At 68.3% G+C, this 14,681-nt stretch carries 15 protein-coding genes; 5 read left to right on the top strand and 10 right to left on the bottom strand.

Features of this window, described 5'->3' with window-relative positions:
* Positions 1-13: 13 nt before the first annotated feature.
* The 6 genes from ACO1BU_RS23045 to ACO1BU_RS23020 all read right to left on the bottom strand — a co-directional run bounded on the left by ACO1BU_RS23045 (position 14) and on the right by ACO1BU_RS23020 (position 5,277).
* Complete coding sequence (locus ACO1BU_RS23045; RefSeq protein WP_424138308.1) at positions 14-1,717, bottom strand: FAD-dependent oxidoreductase; 1,704 nt, start codon at positions 1,715-1,717, stop codon at positions 14-16.
* 2 nt (positions 1,718-1,719) lie between these two features.
* On the bottom strand, positions 1,720-2,172 hold the full coding sequence (locus ACO1BU_RS23040; protein ID WP_424138307.1) for a Zn-ribbon domain-containing OB-fold protein: 453 nt from the start codon (positions 2,170-2,172) through the stop codon (positions 1,720-1,722).
* A complete protein-coding gene (locus tag ACO1BU_RS23035) occupies positions 2,169-3,407 on the bottom strand; it encodes a thiolase C-terminal domain-containing protein (protein ID WP_424138306.1) in 1,239 nt (412 codons plus the stop codon). Before ACO1BU_RS23035 ends, ACO1BU_RS23040 begins: the two co-directional genes overlap by 4 nt.
* A gap of 68 nt (positions 3,408-3,475) precedes the next feature.
* A complete protein-coding gene (locus tag ACO1BU_RS23030; RefSeq protein ID WP_424138305.1) occupies positions 3,476-3,655 on the bottom strand; it encodes a hypothetical protein in 180 nt (59 codons plus the stop codon).
* A gap of 139 nt (positions 3,656-3,794) precedes the next feature.
* Positions 3,795-4,313 carry a nuclear transport factor 2 family protein gene (locus tag ACO1BU_RS23025; RefSeq protein ID WP_424138304.1) on the bottom strand — a complete coding sequence of 173 codons (519 nt, stop codon included), beginning with the start codon at positions 4,311-4,313 and terminating at the stop codon, positions 3,795-3,797.
* A 40-nt stretch (positions 4,314-4,353) separates the two neighbouring features.
* On the bottom strand, positions 4,354-5,277 hold the full coding sequence (locus ACO1BU_RS23020) for a Bug family tripartite tricarboxylate transporter substrate binding protein (RefSeq protein WP_424138303.1): 924 nt from the start codon (positions 5,275-5,277) through the stop codon (positions 4,354-4,356).
* Positions 5,278-5,521: 244 nt separating this feature from the next.
* Here ACO1BU_RS23020 and ACO1BU_RS23015 point away from each other — a divergent pair, with 244 nt between their 5' ends.
* The 4 genes from ACO1BU_RS23015 (at position 5,522) to tnpC (ending at position 9,213) form a co-directional block, all read left to right on the top strand.
* A complete protein-coding gene (locus tag ACO1BU_RS23015; protein ID WP_424138302.1) occupies positions 5,522-6,835 on the top strand; it encodes a CaiB/BaiF CoA transferase family protein in 1,314 nt (437 codons plus the stop codon).
* Positions 6,836-6,955: 120 nt separating this feature from the next.
* On the top strand, positions 6,956-7,402 hold the full coding sequence (gene tnpA, locus ACO1BU_RS23010) for an IS66-like element accessory protein TnpA (RefSeq protein ID WP_424138301.1): 447 nt from the start codon (positions 6,956-6,958) through the stop codon (positions 7,400-7,402).
* Positions 7,399-7,755 carry an IS66 family insertion sequence element accessory protein TnpB gene (gene tnpB / locus ACO1BU_RS23005; protein WP_424138300.1) on the top strand — a complete coding sequence of 119 codons (357 nt, stop codon included), beginning with the start codon at positions 7,399-7,401 and terminating at the stop codon, positions 7,753-7,755. Before tnpA ends, tnpB begins: the two co-directional genes overlap by 4 nt.
* 12 nt (positions 7,756-7,767) lie before the next feature.
* On the top strand, positions 7,768-9,213 hold the full coding sequence (gene tnpC / locus ACO1BU_RS23000) for an IS66 family transposase (protein WP_424138299.1): 1,446 nt from the start codon (positions 7,768-7,770) through the stop codon (positions 9,211-9,213).
* A gap of 44 nt (positions 9,214-9,257) precedes the next feature.
* On the opposite strand, the gene ACO1BU_RS22995 is transcribed toward tnpC, so the two are convergent.
* The 4 genes from ACO1BU_RS22995 to ACO1BU_RS22980 form a co-directional block, all read right to left on the bottom strand.
* The gene (locus tag ACO1BU_RS22995; RefSeq protein ID WP_424138298.1) at positions 9,258-9,386 is read right to left on the bottom strand and encodes a hypothetical protein; all 129 of its coding nucleotides are present in this window, start codon (positions 9,384-9,386) and stop codon (positions 9,258-9,260) included.
* A gap of 272 nt (positions 9,387-9,658) precedes the next feature.
* Entirely contained in the window at positions 9,659-10,510 is an 852-nt protein-coding gene (locus ACO1BU_RS22990) for an MBL fold metallo-hydrolase (RefSeq protein ID WP_424138297.1), read from the bottom strand.
* On the bottom strand, positions 10,510-11,385 hold the full coding sequence (locus ACO1BU_RS22985) for an MBL fold metallo-hydrolase (RefSeq protein WP_424138296.1): 876 nt from the start codon (positions 11,383-11,385) through the stop codon (positions 10,510-10,512). Before ACO1BU_RS22985 ends, ACO1BU_RS22990 begins: the two co-directional genes overlap by 1 nt.
* 34 nt (positions 11,386-11,419) lie before the next feature.
* Complete coding sequence (locus ACO1BU_RS22980; protein WP_424138295.1) at positions 11,420-12,415, bottom strand: Bug family tripartite tricarboxylate transporter substrate binding protein; 996 nt, start codon at positions 12,413-12,415, stop codon at positions 11,420-11,422.
* 633 nt (positions 12,416-13,048) lie between these two features.
* Between ACO1BU_RS22980 and ACO1BU_RS22975 the strand changes: the two genes are divergently transcribed.
* The gene (locus ACO1BU_RS22975; RefSeq protein ID WP_424138294.1) at positions 13,049-14,680 is read left to right on the top strand and encodes a flavin-containing monooxygenase; all 1,632 of its coding nucleotides are present in this window, start codon (positions 13,049-13,051) and stop codon (positions 14,678-14,680) included.
* Position 14,681 lies beyond the last annotated feature (1 nt).

Below are 14,681 nucleotides of genomic sequence, written 5' to 3'. Positions count from 1 at the left end.
ATGGACGGTCCAATCAAGCGGAAACATTCGCCGCCAGGTGCTCCGCGATCGCGTGCGCGAAGGCGATGGCGGGTCCGATGGTGATGCCGGGGCCGGGATAGCGGTCCGCCATAAGGGAGCTCATGTCGTTGCCGCAGGCGTAGAGATTGGCAAAGGCCGTTCCGTCCGCGCGCAGGACGCGTCCCGCGATGTCCGTGCGCAGACCGGCATGGGTGCCGTTGATCCCGGGGTGCAGTGCCAGGGCGTAGAAGGGGGCTCTCTCCATCGGGCCGAGGCAGGGGTTCGGGCGGTGGGCCGGATCGCCGAGGACGTGGTTGGACGCCGTGGCGCCCCGGGCGAAGTCCGGATCCTCGCCTAGCCGCGCGTGCCCGTTGAAGCGCACGACCGTCTCCGTCAGCGCGGCTGGATCGATCGCCAGCTGCCGCGCCAGATCATCCAGCGTCTCCGCCCGCCTTACATAACCCTCGGCCAGCAGGCGCCGCAGCCGCCAGCCGCCCGGCAGTACCATGCCGAGGCCGTAGGCGCGCAGAGCGCGCGAATCGGCGATCAGGTGGCAGGGAATAGCCGCATTGACGGCGTTCGCCTCGTACATGCCGCGCACGAAGCCGTTGTAGGAGGTGGCCTCGTTCACGAAGCGGCGGCCGGAGCCGTCCACGGCGATCACGCCGGGCTTGCCGCGGTCGAGGAAGAAGTGGGGATAGACTGCGGTGGACCCGTCCCGCCGGGGGTGGACAGAAACAGGGGCCCAGAAGGACCCGTTGCCGTGGCTCGCGCCCAGCGCCGCCCCGCGGTCCAGCGCCATCCGCATCCCATCCCCGCTCACCTCGGGAGGCACCGCGGTATGGTCCGGCAGCGGCGGCGGAAGCAGGCGTGGGCGCAGTTCTGGCGAGTGGGCGAAGCCACCGGTCGCGAGGATGACGGCGCGGTGCGCCGTGACTCGGATTCGGCGCCCCTCTCGTTCCATCTTCACGCCCTCCACCCTCTCGCCATCGCCGAGGAGCCCCGTGGCGCGCGTCTGGGTCCAGACCGGCACTCCAAGGAGCCGCAGGGAGAGCAGCAACCGCCCGCAGAGGGCGTTGCCCAGGAGGAGGCCGGTGCCGCGCGGGTGGCGCGCGCGGTCCACCGCATGGCGCGCCAGCAGCCGCAGCGCGTGAAGGGCCGAGCGGGGCGAGCTCGTGGCCCGCAGCATGTGCCGCAGGTCGTCCGGGCCCAGCATCATGCCGAGGAGGGTGAGTTCCGGCAGGGGCGGGCGCATCAGCGCGAGATCACTGCCAAGCCGCCGGCCGTCCAGCGGCAGCGGCTCCAGCGCGCGGCCCTTCAGCACGGCGCCGTCCAGTTCGGACATGTAGTCCGGATGGTACGGGCGGGCGCGGAACTTCACCTCGGTCCGGGCCGCGAGCTCCGCGACGGCGGCGGGGCCGTGTGCGAGGAACGCGTCCAGCTTCGCCTCGTCGAGCAGCGGACCGAGCGCCGCGCGCAGGTAGGTTCGGACCCGATCGGGTGAATCCTCCGCCCCGACCTCCGATGCGTGGACGGTTCCGGGGATCCAGCTCGTCCCGGCGGAGAGGGCGGTGGTTCCGCCGACCACCGCCGCCTTCTCCACCACCACGGGCCGGAGGCCGCGCAGCGCGCAGAACAGGGCCGCAGCCATGCCGCCCGCACCGGAACCGAGGATGACGACGTCGAAGGCGGTTTCGTTAGTGTGCGCGGTGACCAAGGTCAGCTTCCGGCCAGCCGCCATTGCAGGAGCGAGAAGGGAGGATCTGCGTCCTCGTGGTGCTCGAAGACGCCCTTCACTGCCGCGCCGATCGGAACCGGCTGCTCGGGCGGACCCAGAAGGTTCCCCAGCAGCCTGATGTTCCCGGCCTCCGGCAGCTCCACTAACACGACGAGGTAGGGCACTGCCTCCTTCAGGGAGGGGTGGACGGGGTGCCAGGACCGCTCCCAACTGTAGATCCGTCCGTGTGGCGCCACCGCCTGCCAGCCGAGCTCGAAGCTGTGACAGCGGTGGCAGATCCACTCCGGCCCGAACTGCAGCTCGCCGCAGCCCTCGCACCGCTGCACGCGCAGGACGCCCTTGCGCAGCCCGGACCAGAAGGGCTCGCTCAGCCCGTCGCGCTCGGGAACCGGGATGGGCAGGCCGGGGGGAAGATAGCTTTTCGCGGACGTCACAGGGTGGCCTCCGAGCCCAGAATGAGGCTGCTGACGGGCGTCACCATCGGGCCCGCAATCATCATGGAGACCTCTGCGCCCGCCACCTGACTGGTGGAGGTACCGCGGATCTGGCGCACCGCTTCGGTCACGAGGTTGGCGCCGTGCATGTAGCACTCCGCCAGGTGCCCGCCGCTGGTGTTGAGCGGCAGCCGGCCGGAGCCGGCGAGGAGGTTCTCCGGGCGGAGAAAGTCGTTCGCCTCCTCTGGCCGGAAGAAGCCGTGCTCGGCCAGCGCCATGAGGACGCCGCCGGTGAAGTTCTCGTAGGCCTGCACGACGTCCACGTCCTTCGGCCCGAGTCCGGCCATGCGGTAGAGGTTAGGGGCGACGCTCGCGAAGCTCGCGCTGGCGTAGTTCGGGGCGTTGTGCCCGGTGGCCGCGCAGCGGTGATCCGAGCCTTGCACCGCGCCGAGCAGGTAGGCGGGGCGGTTCGGGAAATCCTTCGCGTGCTCCGCCGGAACCAGCAGCACCGCCGCCGCGCCATCATTCTCGAGGCAGCTGTCGTAGAGGTGGAAGGGTTCGACGATCCAGCGCGATGCGTCATAGGCGGCCTCGTCCAGTGGCCTGCCATACATAATCGCGCGCGGGTTCGCCTGGGCGTGGTGGTAGGAGGCGAGGGCGATGGCGCGCAGCGCCCCCTGCTCCACCCCGTGCTCGTGCATGAAGCGACGCGCCTTCATCGCGAAGCGCTGGGCAGGGGACACGGCACCATAGGGCAGGGAGAAGGCATGGTCGCCGGACACGGTAGGCACCTTCGCGTTCGCCATGCCGCCCTGGCCGTAGCGGGCGAACTGCCCCTGGGCGAGCGCGCGGAAGACGATGACGCGGTCGGCCAGCCCGGCCTGAATCGCGGCGGCGGCGTTGGCCACTGCGCCGGCCGTGCCGCCTCCGCCGCCCCCCCACTGCATGGAGGAGAGCCGCAACTCGCGGATGCCGAGCGCGGTGGCGAGGCGCGAGGAGTCATTGCGGTCGTCGCTGAAGGAGGCGAAGCCGTCGATCTCGTGCGGATCCAGCCCCGCGTCGCGGCAGGCGGCGATGATGGCCCGCAGGGCGAGCTTGAACTCCGGCTCAGGGGATCGCCCGTGCTTGTAGTAGCTGCTTTCGCCGATGCCGACGATGGCCACCCTGCCCCTCAGGCTCCGATCCGTCACGCGCTGTTCCTCCCGTGCCCGCCGGACGCGTCCAGCGATGTCCATTGGACCGTCCATTTAGCATGGTCCCGATGGCTCCGGCACGTCAACCCGCCCGGCGCAACGGCGCGGCGTCACTCGATCCGGATGCCTGTCTCCCGCAGCGCCGCGGCCCACAGCTCCGACTGCTGGTCGAGGAAGCCGGCGAGGGGAGGGCCACCGCCCTCGCGTGGATCGAAGCAGAGCCCGACGCCGCAACCGCCCGGCCAGGCCTGTCGGGTGCGGGGCCGCCACGTCCCTGGGCCGGCGCCCATTGACGCCAAGGACTATCCTGTTGCTGTCGCTCATCGACGGCCCCTCTCCTGCTGCGTGTCGATGGTCCAGGCACGCCGCGTCGCTCGCTCTCCCACCAGCCGGCCCTGGAATGCCGAAGGGCGGGGGCCTCTCGATGGGCTAGGCTCCGTGCCCCAGCCAGCCGGTTGAGGCGGACAGCCGGCCGGGGCGCGGCGGCGGGTCCGCCTGGGACACGGCGTCGATGCGGAGCCGCGTGAGCCGCAGGAAGGTGAACCGCCAGGTCTCGCCATCGCGGCGATAGGCCTCCTCGTAATGGCCGTAGCCCCGGTAACCGCGCTGCCCGGGCGCCTCCGCCACGTCCCGGCCCCGGGGGAAGTCGACGTAGTCCTCCATGGCCCAGATCCCGCGCGCCTCGTCCGGGCCGATAAACTCGATTTCCGGCATACGGCAGTGGTGGACGGAGACCGCGTCGGCGAGCCGGGTGCTGACGCCCGCGACGAAGGTCTCCCGGTTCGCGCCCGTCGGGGCCGAGCCGAAGCCCTCGAAACGGGCATCGACCGTGAACAGCTCCTCCAGCGCCCGCCACTGCTTCGTGTCAATGCAGCGGCAGTACCGGGCCTTGAGGCCGTGGATCTCGGACAGGTCGAGCAATCGACGCAGCGGCGGGGTCTCCGGCATGCTATTTTCAGTGTCCTCTGATGGGCGCGCGGTGATGCGTTCAGCTCGCCTCGATGCCGAGCTGCCGGATCAGCCCGCCGAAGGCCGAGAAGTCGTCCGCCATGGCCTGCCTCACCGCATCGGGGCCTAGGAAGCCGGGGCGCAGGCTGCTTGCCCGGATCAGCCCCTGCAGGCGCGGTTCCTGCAGGCACGCGGAGACATGCTCCCCGAGGCTTTGCACGACCGCATCGGGCGTCCCGGCTGGTGCGAGGAGCGGAAAGTGCGAGACGAGCTGGTCCGCCGCCGGGTAGCCCAACTCGCGAAAGGTCGGGACATCGCGGAGATCCGCCCGGCGCTCAGCCTCCGCCACGCCGAGCGCGACGAGCTGCCCGTCGCGGACAAAGCCGGCCGAGACGCCGGAATCGAACATGTAGTCAATCTTGCCGGCGACGAGGTCCGTCAGGGCAGGGGCGGAGCCACGATAGGGAATATGCACCGTCTTCAGCCCGGCAAGGCGATTGAAGAGTTCACCCCCGAGATGGATGGAGCTACCAATGCCGGAGGATCCGCAGGTCAGGGTGTCCGGCCGAGCGTGCGCATGTTCGAGGAACTGATCGAGCGTCCGGATGCCCAGCTCGGGCCGGACGACGAGGAGGAAGTCGATGACCGCGAGGCCGCAGACCGGCGCGAAGCTGCGGAGCGGATCGTAGCCGAGATCGGCCTGCAGGTGGGGGCTGGCGACCAGCATCGACCAGCCCGGCAATAGCAGAGTGTAGCCGTTGGGTGGCGCCGCGGCGACCAGCCGACCTCCGACCACGCCGTTCGCCCCGCTCCGGTTCTCGGTGACGAAGGGCTGCCCCATGCGGACGGCGAGCTCGTTCGCGACTATGCGAGCCAGCGGATCCGCTGTCCCGCCCGGTGCGAAAGGGACGACGACGCGGACCGGACGGTCGGGCCACCCGCTCCCTGCTGCCGCGAGGGGCAAACAGCACAGAGCCGCCGCGAAGATCTCTCTATTCTTCTCACCGCCGCCTCCCGCAGGCGAGGTCAGAACTTACCCTGCGCACACCATGCCTTTTTGCTGCATCGATCCTGTGATCCGCGCGCTCAGGGGGTCAATGGTCAATCCGTTAAATCGGCCGTTCCACACCTCCGAAAAATCAGACCCACATTCTTGATTTGGACCGTCCATAGGTGCCACATTGCCGCAGCAAGGCACGGGGACGTTCATGGCAGAGAAATATTTTTCCGCAGCGGATCTCCCGGATGTTTCGCCGCGGCCAGCCGGTATGCCTCTGGCTCTTCAGGGAACGCGCGTCGTCGACCTCAGTCACTTCCTCGCGGGCCCGTTCGCCACGATGATACTGGGCGACATGGGTGCCGACGTCATCAAGATTGAGGCGCCAGGCCGCGGCGATGAGTTCCGCTATTACCCGCCCTCCGTGCCCGGCGTGGAATCGATCGGTGCACCCTTCGCGTGGAGCAACCGCAACAAGCGGAGCGTGTCGGTCAACCTCAAATCCCCGGAGGGTCTGTCCATCGTCCGCGACCTGATCGCGGACGCCGACGTTCTGGTAGAGAACTTCTCCAGCGGCGTAATGAAGCGGTTGGGCCTGGACTACGAGAGTTGCAAGGCCATCAACCCCCGCCTTATCTACTGCTCGGTCTCAGCCTACGGCCGAGAGGGGGCATTCTCCGACCGGCTCGGCTTCGACCCGATCGTTCAAGCGGAGAGTGGCTACATCTCCATGAACGGTTACGGTGACCGCCCCGGCGTCCGAAGCCTTTCCCCGGTGATGGACATCAGCACGGCTATGATGGCATGCAACGCCATTCTCGGCGCGCTCCTCGCCCGCGTTCGCACGGGGGCTGGGCAGTACGTGGAAGTCGCGCTTTTCGACAACGCAGTGCTCATGACGGGCTACGCCGCTCTGCAGTATCTGGTCACAGGCGCTGAGCCGCAGCGCCACGGCAACACGAGCCCGGACACATGCCCCTCCGGCGTCTTCATGTCGTCGGACAAGCCCTTCTACATCAACTGCGGCAACGACCGGATCTTCCACCGCCTAATGGAAGACGTCCTGGAAAGACCCGATCTGGCCACGGATCCGACGCTGTCCCGGCGAAATGGGCGGTTGGCGCGGCAGGCGGAACTTTTCGAGACCCTCGAGGCGATCTTCATCCGCCATCCCTGGTCCTACTGGCAAGAGAAGATGCGTGCCGCATCTATCCCCTGCGGCGAGGTCCGGAGTCTTGGCGAGGCCCTACGCTCGGGAGAGGCACGGGAGCGCGGCATCGTCGGACGCGTGCAACATCCCGAAGCGGGCTGGATACCCAACATCAGATTGCCTATCCGCTACTCGGAAACACCTATCGCGGACCCTCGTCCCGCGCCAACGGTTGGTGAGCACAACGGTGAGATCCTGCGCCAAGTGCTTGGCTACTCGAAGGAGCAGATTGCCGCTCTTGCGAGGAGTGGCGCCCTGGGCGGAGCGCTGGCGCCCGAGGCCGCGCATGACCTGTCGGCGCAGACGGTTCCCTGAGCGCGAGCAGCAGCTTCGTGCATCTCGCATTGCGAATGCCTTAAAGTAAGCGCGGCGTGACGACCCCTCTTGATCGTCGCTGCTGATCCCGCGAGGTAGGTCGTCGCGGAGGGTGTGACGATGGCGCGATGGGTAGCGAGCACGAGTGCCAGCACCGGTGCTGGCACTGGAGCGATGGAGCGGGTCGAGATTGTCACGCGCGGGGCGCGGCGGGACTACACGGCCGAGGAGAAGGCGTCGTTCCTGGCGGAGGCCGCGGAGCCCGGGGCGCGGGTGCTGGAGGTGGCGCAGCGGCACGGGATCTCGCCGAGCCTGATCCACCGCTGGCGGCGCGAGGCCGAGGGGCGGCCCGTGAAGCACAAGACGGCCCGACGTCCGCCGGGGCTCGTGCCGCTGATCGTCGGCCCGAGCGCTGAGGTGGTGACGCCGGAGGCGATCACGCCGCCGATGCGGGAGACGGTGGGGGCGGCGATCGAGGTGGTGCTGCGGAACGGCCGCGTGCTGCGCGTCGGGGGTGAGGCGGACGTGGCGGCAGTGGCGCGGCTGGCCGCGGCGCTCGAGGCATGATCGCGCTCCCGGTGGGCGCGCGCATCCTGCTGGCGACCCAGCCCGTGGATTTCCGCAAGGGCGCGCACGGGCTCGCGGCGTTCGCGGCCGAGGTGCTCGGCGAGGACCCGTTCTCGGGCGTGGTGCTGGTGTTCCGGTCGCGGCGCGCGGACCGGGTCAAGATCCTGACCTGGGACACGTCTGGCCTGGTGCTCGTCTGGAAGCAACTGGAGGGCGGCGCGTTCCGTTGGCCGCCGGTGGTGGACGGGGTCATGCGGATGACACCGGTCGAGTTCGCGGCGCTGTTCGACGGCTTCGATTGGTCGCGCGTCGGCGCACCGAAACGGCTTCCCAGACCGACGGCTGCTGCATAGAATCGGCGGGCGATGCGCGCGGCCGACGTCGACCTGGCGAGCCTCCCCGACGACCCTGCGGCGTTGCGCGCGCTCCTCGTCGCGGTGGTTGCCGAGCGGGACGCGCTGGCGGAGCGGAACGAGCGGTTGCGCCACCTGCTGGAGAAGCTCCGGCGCATGCAGTTCGGGAAGAGGTCCGAACGGCTGCCCCAGGATCAGCTGCAGCTCGCGTTCGAGGAAGTTGAGGCCTCCATCGCCGAGGCCGCGGCCGAGGCGGGCAAGTCCTCGCTGGGTCAGAAGGCGGGAACGGTTCAGCGACGCCGCGCCGGGCGCGGGCGGCTGCCCGCTCACCTGCCCCGCATCGAGGTGGTGCTCGCGCCGGAGGCGACGACCTGCCCTTGCTGTCAGGGCCCGCTCGTCGAGATCGGGGCCGACACGTCGGAACGGTTGGACGTGATCCTGGCGCAGTTCCGGGTCCTCGTGACCCGCCGCCCGAAACTCGCCTGCCGCGCCTGCCCCGGCACCGTGCTGCAGGAGCCCGCGCCACCCCGCCTGATCGAGGGCGGGGTGCCGACGGAGGCCACCGTTGCCCATGTGCTGGTGTCGCGCTACGCGGATCACCTGCCCTTGTATCGCCAGTCGCAGATCCTGCTGCGTCAAGGCACCGAGATTGGGCGCGAGGTGCTCGCGGACTGGACCGGCACCGCCGCCCACGAGGTCGTGCCGGTGGTCCGGCGCATGCACGAGCTCCTCCTCGCCTCGCCCCGGCTGTTCGCCGACGAGACGACGATGCCGGTGCTCGACCCAGGACGAGGCCAGACGAAGAAGGGCTACGCCTGGGCGATCGCGCGCGACGACCGCCCTTGGGGCGGGAGGGATCCACCCGCCGTCGTGTTCCGCTACGCCCCGGGCCGCGGGGCCGAGTACGGAAAGGACCTGCTCCGGGACTATGGCGGCATAGTCCAGTGCGACGGCTACGGCGTCTACAAGGCGATCGCCTCCAAGGGCGCCATGACACTCGCGTTCTGCTGGTCGCATGTGCGTCGCGAATTCGTCCCGCTCGCGCGGGGGAAGACGGCGCCAATCGCGGCGGAGGCGCTGCGCCGCATCGCTGCCCTCTACGCCGTCGAGGCGGAGGTGCGGGGCGAGCCGCCCGACGTCCGCCGCGTCGCCCGCCAGGAAAAGAGCCGCCCCCTCGTGCGGTTCCTCGACGACGGGCGGATCGAACTCGACAACAACACCGTCGAGCGCGCCATCCGTCCCCTCTGCCTCTCCCGCAAGAACGCCCTGTTCGCCTCCGGCGATGACGGGGGGACCCGCTGGGCCGCGGTCGCCTCTCTCGTGGAAACGTGCAAGCTCAACGGCGCCGCTCCGCAGCGCTACCTTACCGACGTGCTCACCCGCCTCGTCGGCGGCTGGCCCGAGAGCCGCATCGACGAGCTCATGCCCTGGTGCTGGGCCACTCCCAACCCGGGCTGACCCTCACCTCAGAGCGCCAAGGGTCTCGTGGCCTCGCTTACACCTTAAATTCGGCGCCGGCTGGTTCCGCGGGGCTCGAAGCCCAGCTCGTAGGCGACGCCGGAGACGCTGCGCGCCCTGTGGATCAGCATCCGCCGTACCTCGGCCAGCAGCCGCTCGTGGGTCAGCGCCATGGGGGAGCGGCCGGTCACCTCGCGGGGCTCTGCTGCAGCGAATGCGCCTGCTGCTGGCCGGGGCCATGGTTCGGCATGGCGGGACGACGGCGGCTGGGTCAGATCAGCGGAAGCTGGCCTTCAAGGGGCGACAGTTCGCGGCCGAAGTGATCCTCTGGGCTGCCTCGATGGGCTGTCGCATCACGCTTTCGGGCTTGCAATACAAGCTTCTTTCGAGCCCGTGCGCCGACTATGCGACGGGCGCCGCCAACCCTGAGGTGCTGGGGCTCGGCCTACAGAACTCTCGGGACGGGAACGGCGGCGCTGCTCGGGAAGGCGCCCCCGAAGGCATTGGCGTGGGTCTGCTGCGCGATCGGAAGAGTCCTCGGCACGTCTACCACCACGTTGCCGTGTGCCGGGGCGATGATGGTGGCCGGATGAGCCGTGAGGAGGTCGCGCATCTCGGCGAAGAGCGGGGCAGGATCGACGAAACGGCTCCAGTACAGGGCCGCGCGCACGACGAACTCGCCGCGGCCCACCTGCAGCCCGTCGATGATCTCCTCGCTGGTCAAGGCGCACTCGCCCGGCCGGTGCAGGGGATCGTCCCGCGACGGGTCGTCGGACCCGGCATGAGCGAAGCCAAAGCCGTCGGCCACGAACATCACCTGCCGCGTCTCCTCATAGGCCCAGAGGCTGCTCGGCAGGTCACGGATGACGGCCGGGACGAAGACGACTCTCTGGCCGCCGAGATCAATTACGTCGCCTGCCCCCATCTCGCCAAACCGATCGGCATATTCGGGATAGTAGAGGTGGTAATCGCGCACGTCCCCAACAACGCGACTGCCGGGATAATGGTCCAGCAGGTTCGGGATGTTTGAGCAGTGCGGCACCTCGGGATGAGTCGGGAAGACGTAATCCAGGCTCCGTCCATCGAGCGCGCGGTCAATCTGTCGCCGCATGGACTTCCAGTGCCGAGTCATGCCCGTATCGACGAGTAGGGTCTTCTCGTTCCCCTTGAGCAGGTACACCCCGAGATGCGAGTGAAAAACTTCTCCGCCCATCGTGATCCGAAGGCAGTTGCCGAACCACAGGATTCCCGGCGCGATCTCGCGCGGGAAGTGGTGTACGCCCTCATGGCCGGGCATCACCGGTCCTCCTCCATCTCTCGTAGAAGCCGCAGCATCAGCTCCAGGTGCCGCCGCACAACCGGCCGCCCGGAGAGGATGCAGCCATGCGTCGGCGCGATGATCTCGACGTCGAACCGGTCGAAAATTCCGGCGAGCCAGTTGCGCATGGCGGATGTCCGGGCCCGCGGCAGCCACCAGAACTTGGCGAGGAGATGCGCCCGGGCGGACTCGCGGCTCGTCCTATCCTCCGTCAGGCTGCCGATCACGGCGGGGTCCCGCGGCGACGCCACCGAGGTGTGCCCAAAGAAGTCGGTGCTGAAGAGGGTCCGGCTCGTCGCGTCGAAGACCCACATGGTCGACAACATCCGGATGAATGCCGGGATGACATAGAGGGTCTCCGCCTCGTCCACCGCTGCGAAGGAGCCGGTGCCGAGCGGGATCAGCGACATCGGGACCGATCCCTCAAGCGCGTCGTCGAAGGCATCGAAGGGCCCGATGGCGCCGGCATTGACGATCCGCGCGATCCGCCCCGCAGCGTGGAGCGCGCCGAGGTTCCCCGTGCATTCCAGCTCGGTCCTCGTCAGGAAGGTCGTGAGGGGTCGCCCGGGGGGGATAACGGCATCGAGCTGCCGCAGGACGGCGTCCCGGTGAAGAGCGATCCCCGTATCAACGAGGACGGGCCTCTCCCCCTGCCGCGCGACGTAGCAACTCACCGGCTGGTAGTGTCCGGGCAGCCGCGGCGCCCAGCTCACCCGTCCGTCGAGCGCCACACATCCGCCGAGCCGCATGAGCGACCCGGCGAAGGGGAAGCTTCCCTCCGCCTCCGAACGCCGTGAACGGGCCTCCACGCTTCCCGCATCGATCATCCCGTCCTGCCCCATCCCGCTGAACACATCGCCTCCACGACCGGCCCGTCGCGAGGTCCCATCACTCTATCCGCACACCCGCGGCGCTGACGATCGGCGCCCAGCGGCGCCGCTCCTTCTCGAGGACCCGCTCGAACGCCTCGGGCGTCTCGACCACCGGGATGGCGGAGACGTCGAGGATGGCGCGGCTTACCTCCGATTGCGCCATGATGCCGCGCACCGCGGCGGCGAGACGGTCCCGCACTGACAGCGGCGTTGCGCGCGGGAGCATCAGGCCGAACCAGGACGCGAAGTCGAGGGTCGGCATCCCAAGCTCGCGGAAGGTCGGCACGTCGGGCGTCGTCTGCATGCGGCTATGCGCGGTCGTCGCGAGCACGCGGATGCGTCCGGCCTCGACATGCGGTCGCGCCTCAAGGCCGGTGGAGAAGAAGAGCTGTGTGTTGCCTGCGATGAGGTCCGTCAGCGCCTGAGAGCCGCCGCGATAGGGCACGTGCTGGAGGTCGAGCCCCGCGGCGCGGTTCAGCATCTCCCCGGCCAGGTGCGCGACCGATCCGGTGCTGACCGAGCCGAAGCTCACCTTCCCCGGCCGCTGTCTGGCCCAGTCCAGGAACTTCGGCAGAGTGTCCGCCGGGATAGAAGTAGGGATCACCAGGAAGAGCGGGAACTCGGCGACGCGCGCGACCGGGGCGAAGTCCGCCACGGGGTCGTAGGAGAGCTTCGCGTAGAGGAGCGGATTGAAAATGATCGGCCCGGTATTGGCGAAAAGCAGCGTTTGGCCGTCCGCCGGAGCGCGGGCGACAATCTCCGTCCCCAGCATCCCGCCAGCGCCGGAGCGGTTCTCGATCACGACCGCCGTTCCGAGGACCCGCCCGAGATGATCGGCCAGGATCCGGGCCAGCAGGTCCGTGGTGCCGCCCGGCGCGTAGGGGACGATAATCCGGATCGGCTTGGAAGACGGCTCCTGCGCTGTGGCCAGACCGGGCGCCGCGAGCAGCGCCGCCAGGACCTTGCGCCTCGCCAGTGCCAGGCGGCACGGTGCGGACGTTCTCGATCGCACCAGGTGACAGGCACCGGGACGCCGCCGGGCACGTATTCCAAACCTCACACCTTCCTCCCGCCATGTCTTGGCATGTGCTTTTATCGTATCCGAGCTGCATCGATAGCGACCCCATGTTGAATGGTCAACGATTCAATCGGGCAGCCGAGTGTAATGGAGCAGCGATTCAAGCGGGGGGCTTGGCGCACACGATCTCTTGGGCAGACGCAGCTTTCCCGCTCCAGAGAGCCTATGTGACTGGGCGAGTAGAAGCTTCCGGCGATCTCCTCGCACTGGCAGAGGGCAGCGATGCTCTGCTCCTGCGTAGTCCTTCCAGCACGATCCGGATCTTCTTCCAAGGCAACACTGCTTGCGGGTTGCCTGCCGGATATCCTTTGCCATCCGCTGAGCCAGTGTCTCGGCTGCGCCTCTCGTAGAGCCCTCAGGGGTGATCAGGGGGGAGGACTTCTCGCCTATTTTGATTTCCGTCGCCGATCATGTTGGGCCAAACATCTTCCGATCCCAAACGTGTTTTTTCCGTCACGCGAGCCATGACATCAAACAGTAGCTTGATGTTGACAAATCAACTACGAGTTGCAGTATGAGCATCCCGCGACCGGCAGAGAAGACCGGCCACAGGAGGAGTAACGTTCAATGGCAACATACAAGGCGTTCGGACAGGACCCCGCAGCCTACGACGTGATTGTCATCGGCGCAGGCTTCGCGGGCCTCTACGCGCTTCATCGCCTGCGTCAGGAGGGCCACTCGGTCCGCGTGCTGGAGGCTGGGGCGGACATTGGCGGAACCTGGTACTGGAACCGCTACCCCGGCGCCCGCTGCGACGTAGAGAGCATGCAGTATTCCTTCTCCTTCTCGGACGAGATACAGCAGGAGTGGAACTGGTCTCAGATCTACGCACCGCAGCCGGAGATCCTCAGCTACATCCACTTCGTGGCGGACCGGCTTGACCTGCGCCGCGACATCCAGCTTGGGACCCGCGTCACGGCGGCCCGCTTCGACGACGAGACGCGGACGTGGACGGTGACGACGCAGGCCGGCGAGCTGTTCGTAGCCCCGTTCTGTATCATGGCGACCGGCTGCCTCTCCGTCCCGCTCGAGCCTTCCATCCCCGGCCTGTCGGAGTTCGCCGGGCCGGTGTACCGCACCTCCGACTGGCCCGGTGACGGCGTGGACCTGACCGGAAAGCGGGTCGGGTTGATCGGCACGGGGTCCTCGGGCATCCAGGCCACGCCGCATCTGGCCGAGCAGGCGCGGAGCCTCACCGTCTTCCAGCGCACGCCCAACTACTCCATCCCGGCAAATAACCGTCCGATGGATCCCGACTACGAGCGCGAATGGAAGGAGCACTACCGAGAGCGGCGTGCGGCGGCAAGGAAGACGCGCAACAATACGCTCAACAATGCAGGCCTCGTGTCTGGCCGAGACGTTGCGGCGGAGGAGCGGGAGCGGGAGTTCGAGCGGCGCTGGCGCGGCGAGGAGGGCACGGGCGGCATCGGCTTCATGTACGCCTATACGGACATGACCACCGATCCGGAGGTGAATCGCCATGCCTCGGATTTCGTGAAGGCGCGCATCGCCGCGATTGTGCGAGACCCGGAGACGGCGAGGAAGCTCATGCCGCAGGACTATGGCATCGGCGGCAAGCGCATCTGCGTGGACACGAATTATTTCGAAACCTTCAACCGCGAAAACGTGGCCCTCGTCGATGTCCGGAGCGAGCCGATCGAGGCTGTGACGGCCCATGGCGTCCGCACCTCAGACCGGGAGTACCCGCTGGATATCTTGGTGCTGGCCATCGGCTTCGATGCAATGACGGGCGCGCTGCTCCGTATCGACATCACCGGGCGCCGCGGCGAGAAGCTGCGCGAGCGCTGGGCTGAGGGGCCAAAGACCTATCTCGGCATGGCCATCGCGGGCTTCCCGAATATGTTCCTCATCACCGGGCCGGGCAGCCCCTCGGTCTTCACCAACATGGTTACGTCGATCGAGCAGCACGTAGACTGGATCGCCGACTGCATCGCCCACCTGCAGGCTAGGCAGGGTCACACCATCGAGGCCGACGAGGAAGCCCAGGAGAAGTGGGTGGCCCACGTGAATGAGCTGGCGGCGAACTCGCTCTTCCCGAAGGCGAACTCCTGGTACATGGGCGTCAACGTGCCCGGCAAGCCGCGCGTCTTCATGCCGTATCTCGGGGGAGCCGCGAATTACACCGCCACCTGCGAGCGCGTTGCCCAGAACGGGTACGAGGGCTTCCACATCGACTAGC

The sequence above is a fragment of the Roseomonas chloroacetimidivorans genome, from assembly GCF_049629625.1.
GTDB classification, from domain to species: domain Bacteria; phylum Pseudomonadota; class Alphaproteobacteria; order Acetobacterales; family Acetobacteraceae; genus Roseomonas; species Roseomonas chloroacetimidivorans.
This window is presented reverse-complemented; position numbering and strand designations above follow the sequence as displayed.

Bases quoted from the DNA above. Each gene is read 5' to 3' on its own strand.
- ACO1BU_RS23035 (WP_424138306.1), bottom strand. From the start codon at position 3,407: ATGGACATCGCTGGACGCGTCCGGCGGGCACGGGAGGAACAGCGCGTG.
- ACO1BU_RS23030 (WP_424138305.1), bottom strand. From the start codon at position 3,655: ATGGGCGCCGGCCCAGGGACGTGGCGGCCCCGCACCCGACAGGCCTGG.
- ACO1BU_RS23025 (WP_424138304.1), bottom strand. From the start codon at position 4,313: ATGCCGGAGACCCCGCCGCTGCGTCGATTGCTCGACCTGTCCGAGATC.
- ACO1BU_RS23015 (WP_424138302.1), top strand. From the start codon at position 5,522: ATGGCAGAGAAATATTTTTCCGCAGCGGATCTCCCGGATGTTTCGCCG.
- tnpA (WP_424138301.1), top strand. From the start codon at position 6,956: ATGGCGCGATGGGTAGCGAGCACGAGTGCCAGCACCGGTGCTGGCACT.
- tnpB (WP_424138300.1), top strand. From the start codon at position 7,399: ATGATCGCGCTCCCGGTGGGCGCGCGCATCCTGCTGGCGACCCAGCCC.
- tnpC (WP_424138299.1), top strand. From the start codon at position 7,768: ATGCGCGCGGCCGACGTCGACCTGGCGAGCCTCCCCGACGACCCTGCG.
- ACO1BU_RS22995 (WP_424138298.1), bottom strand. From the start codon at position 9,386: ATGGCGCTGACCCACGAGCGGCTGCTGGCCGAGGTACGGCGGATGCTG.
- ACO1BU_RS22990 (WP_424138297.1), bottom strand. From the start codon at position 10,510: ATGCCCGGCCATGAGGGCGTACACCACTTCCCGCGCGAGATCGCGCCG.
- ACO1BU_RS22975 (WP_424138294.1), top strand. From the start codon at position 13,049: ATGGCAACATACAAGGCGTTCGGACAGGACCCCGCAGCCTACGACGTG.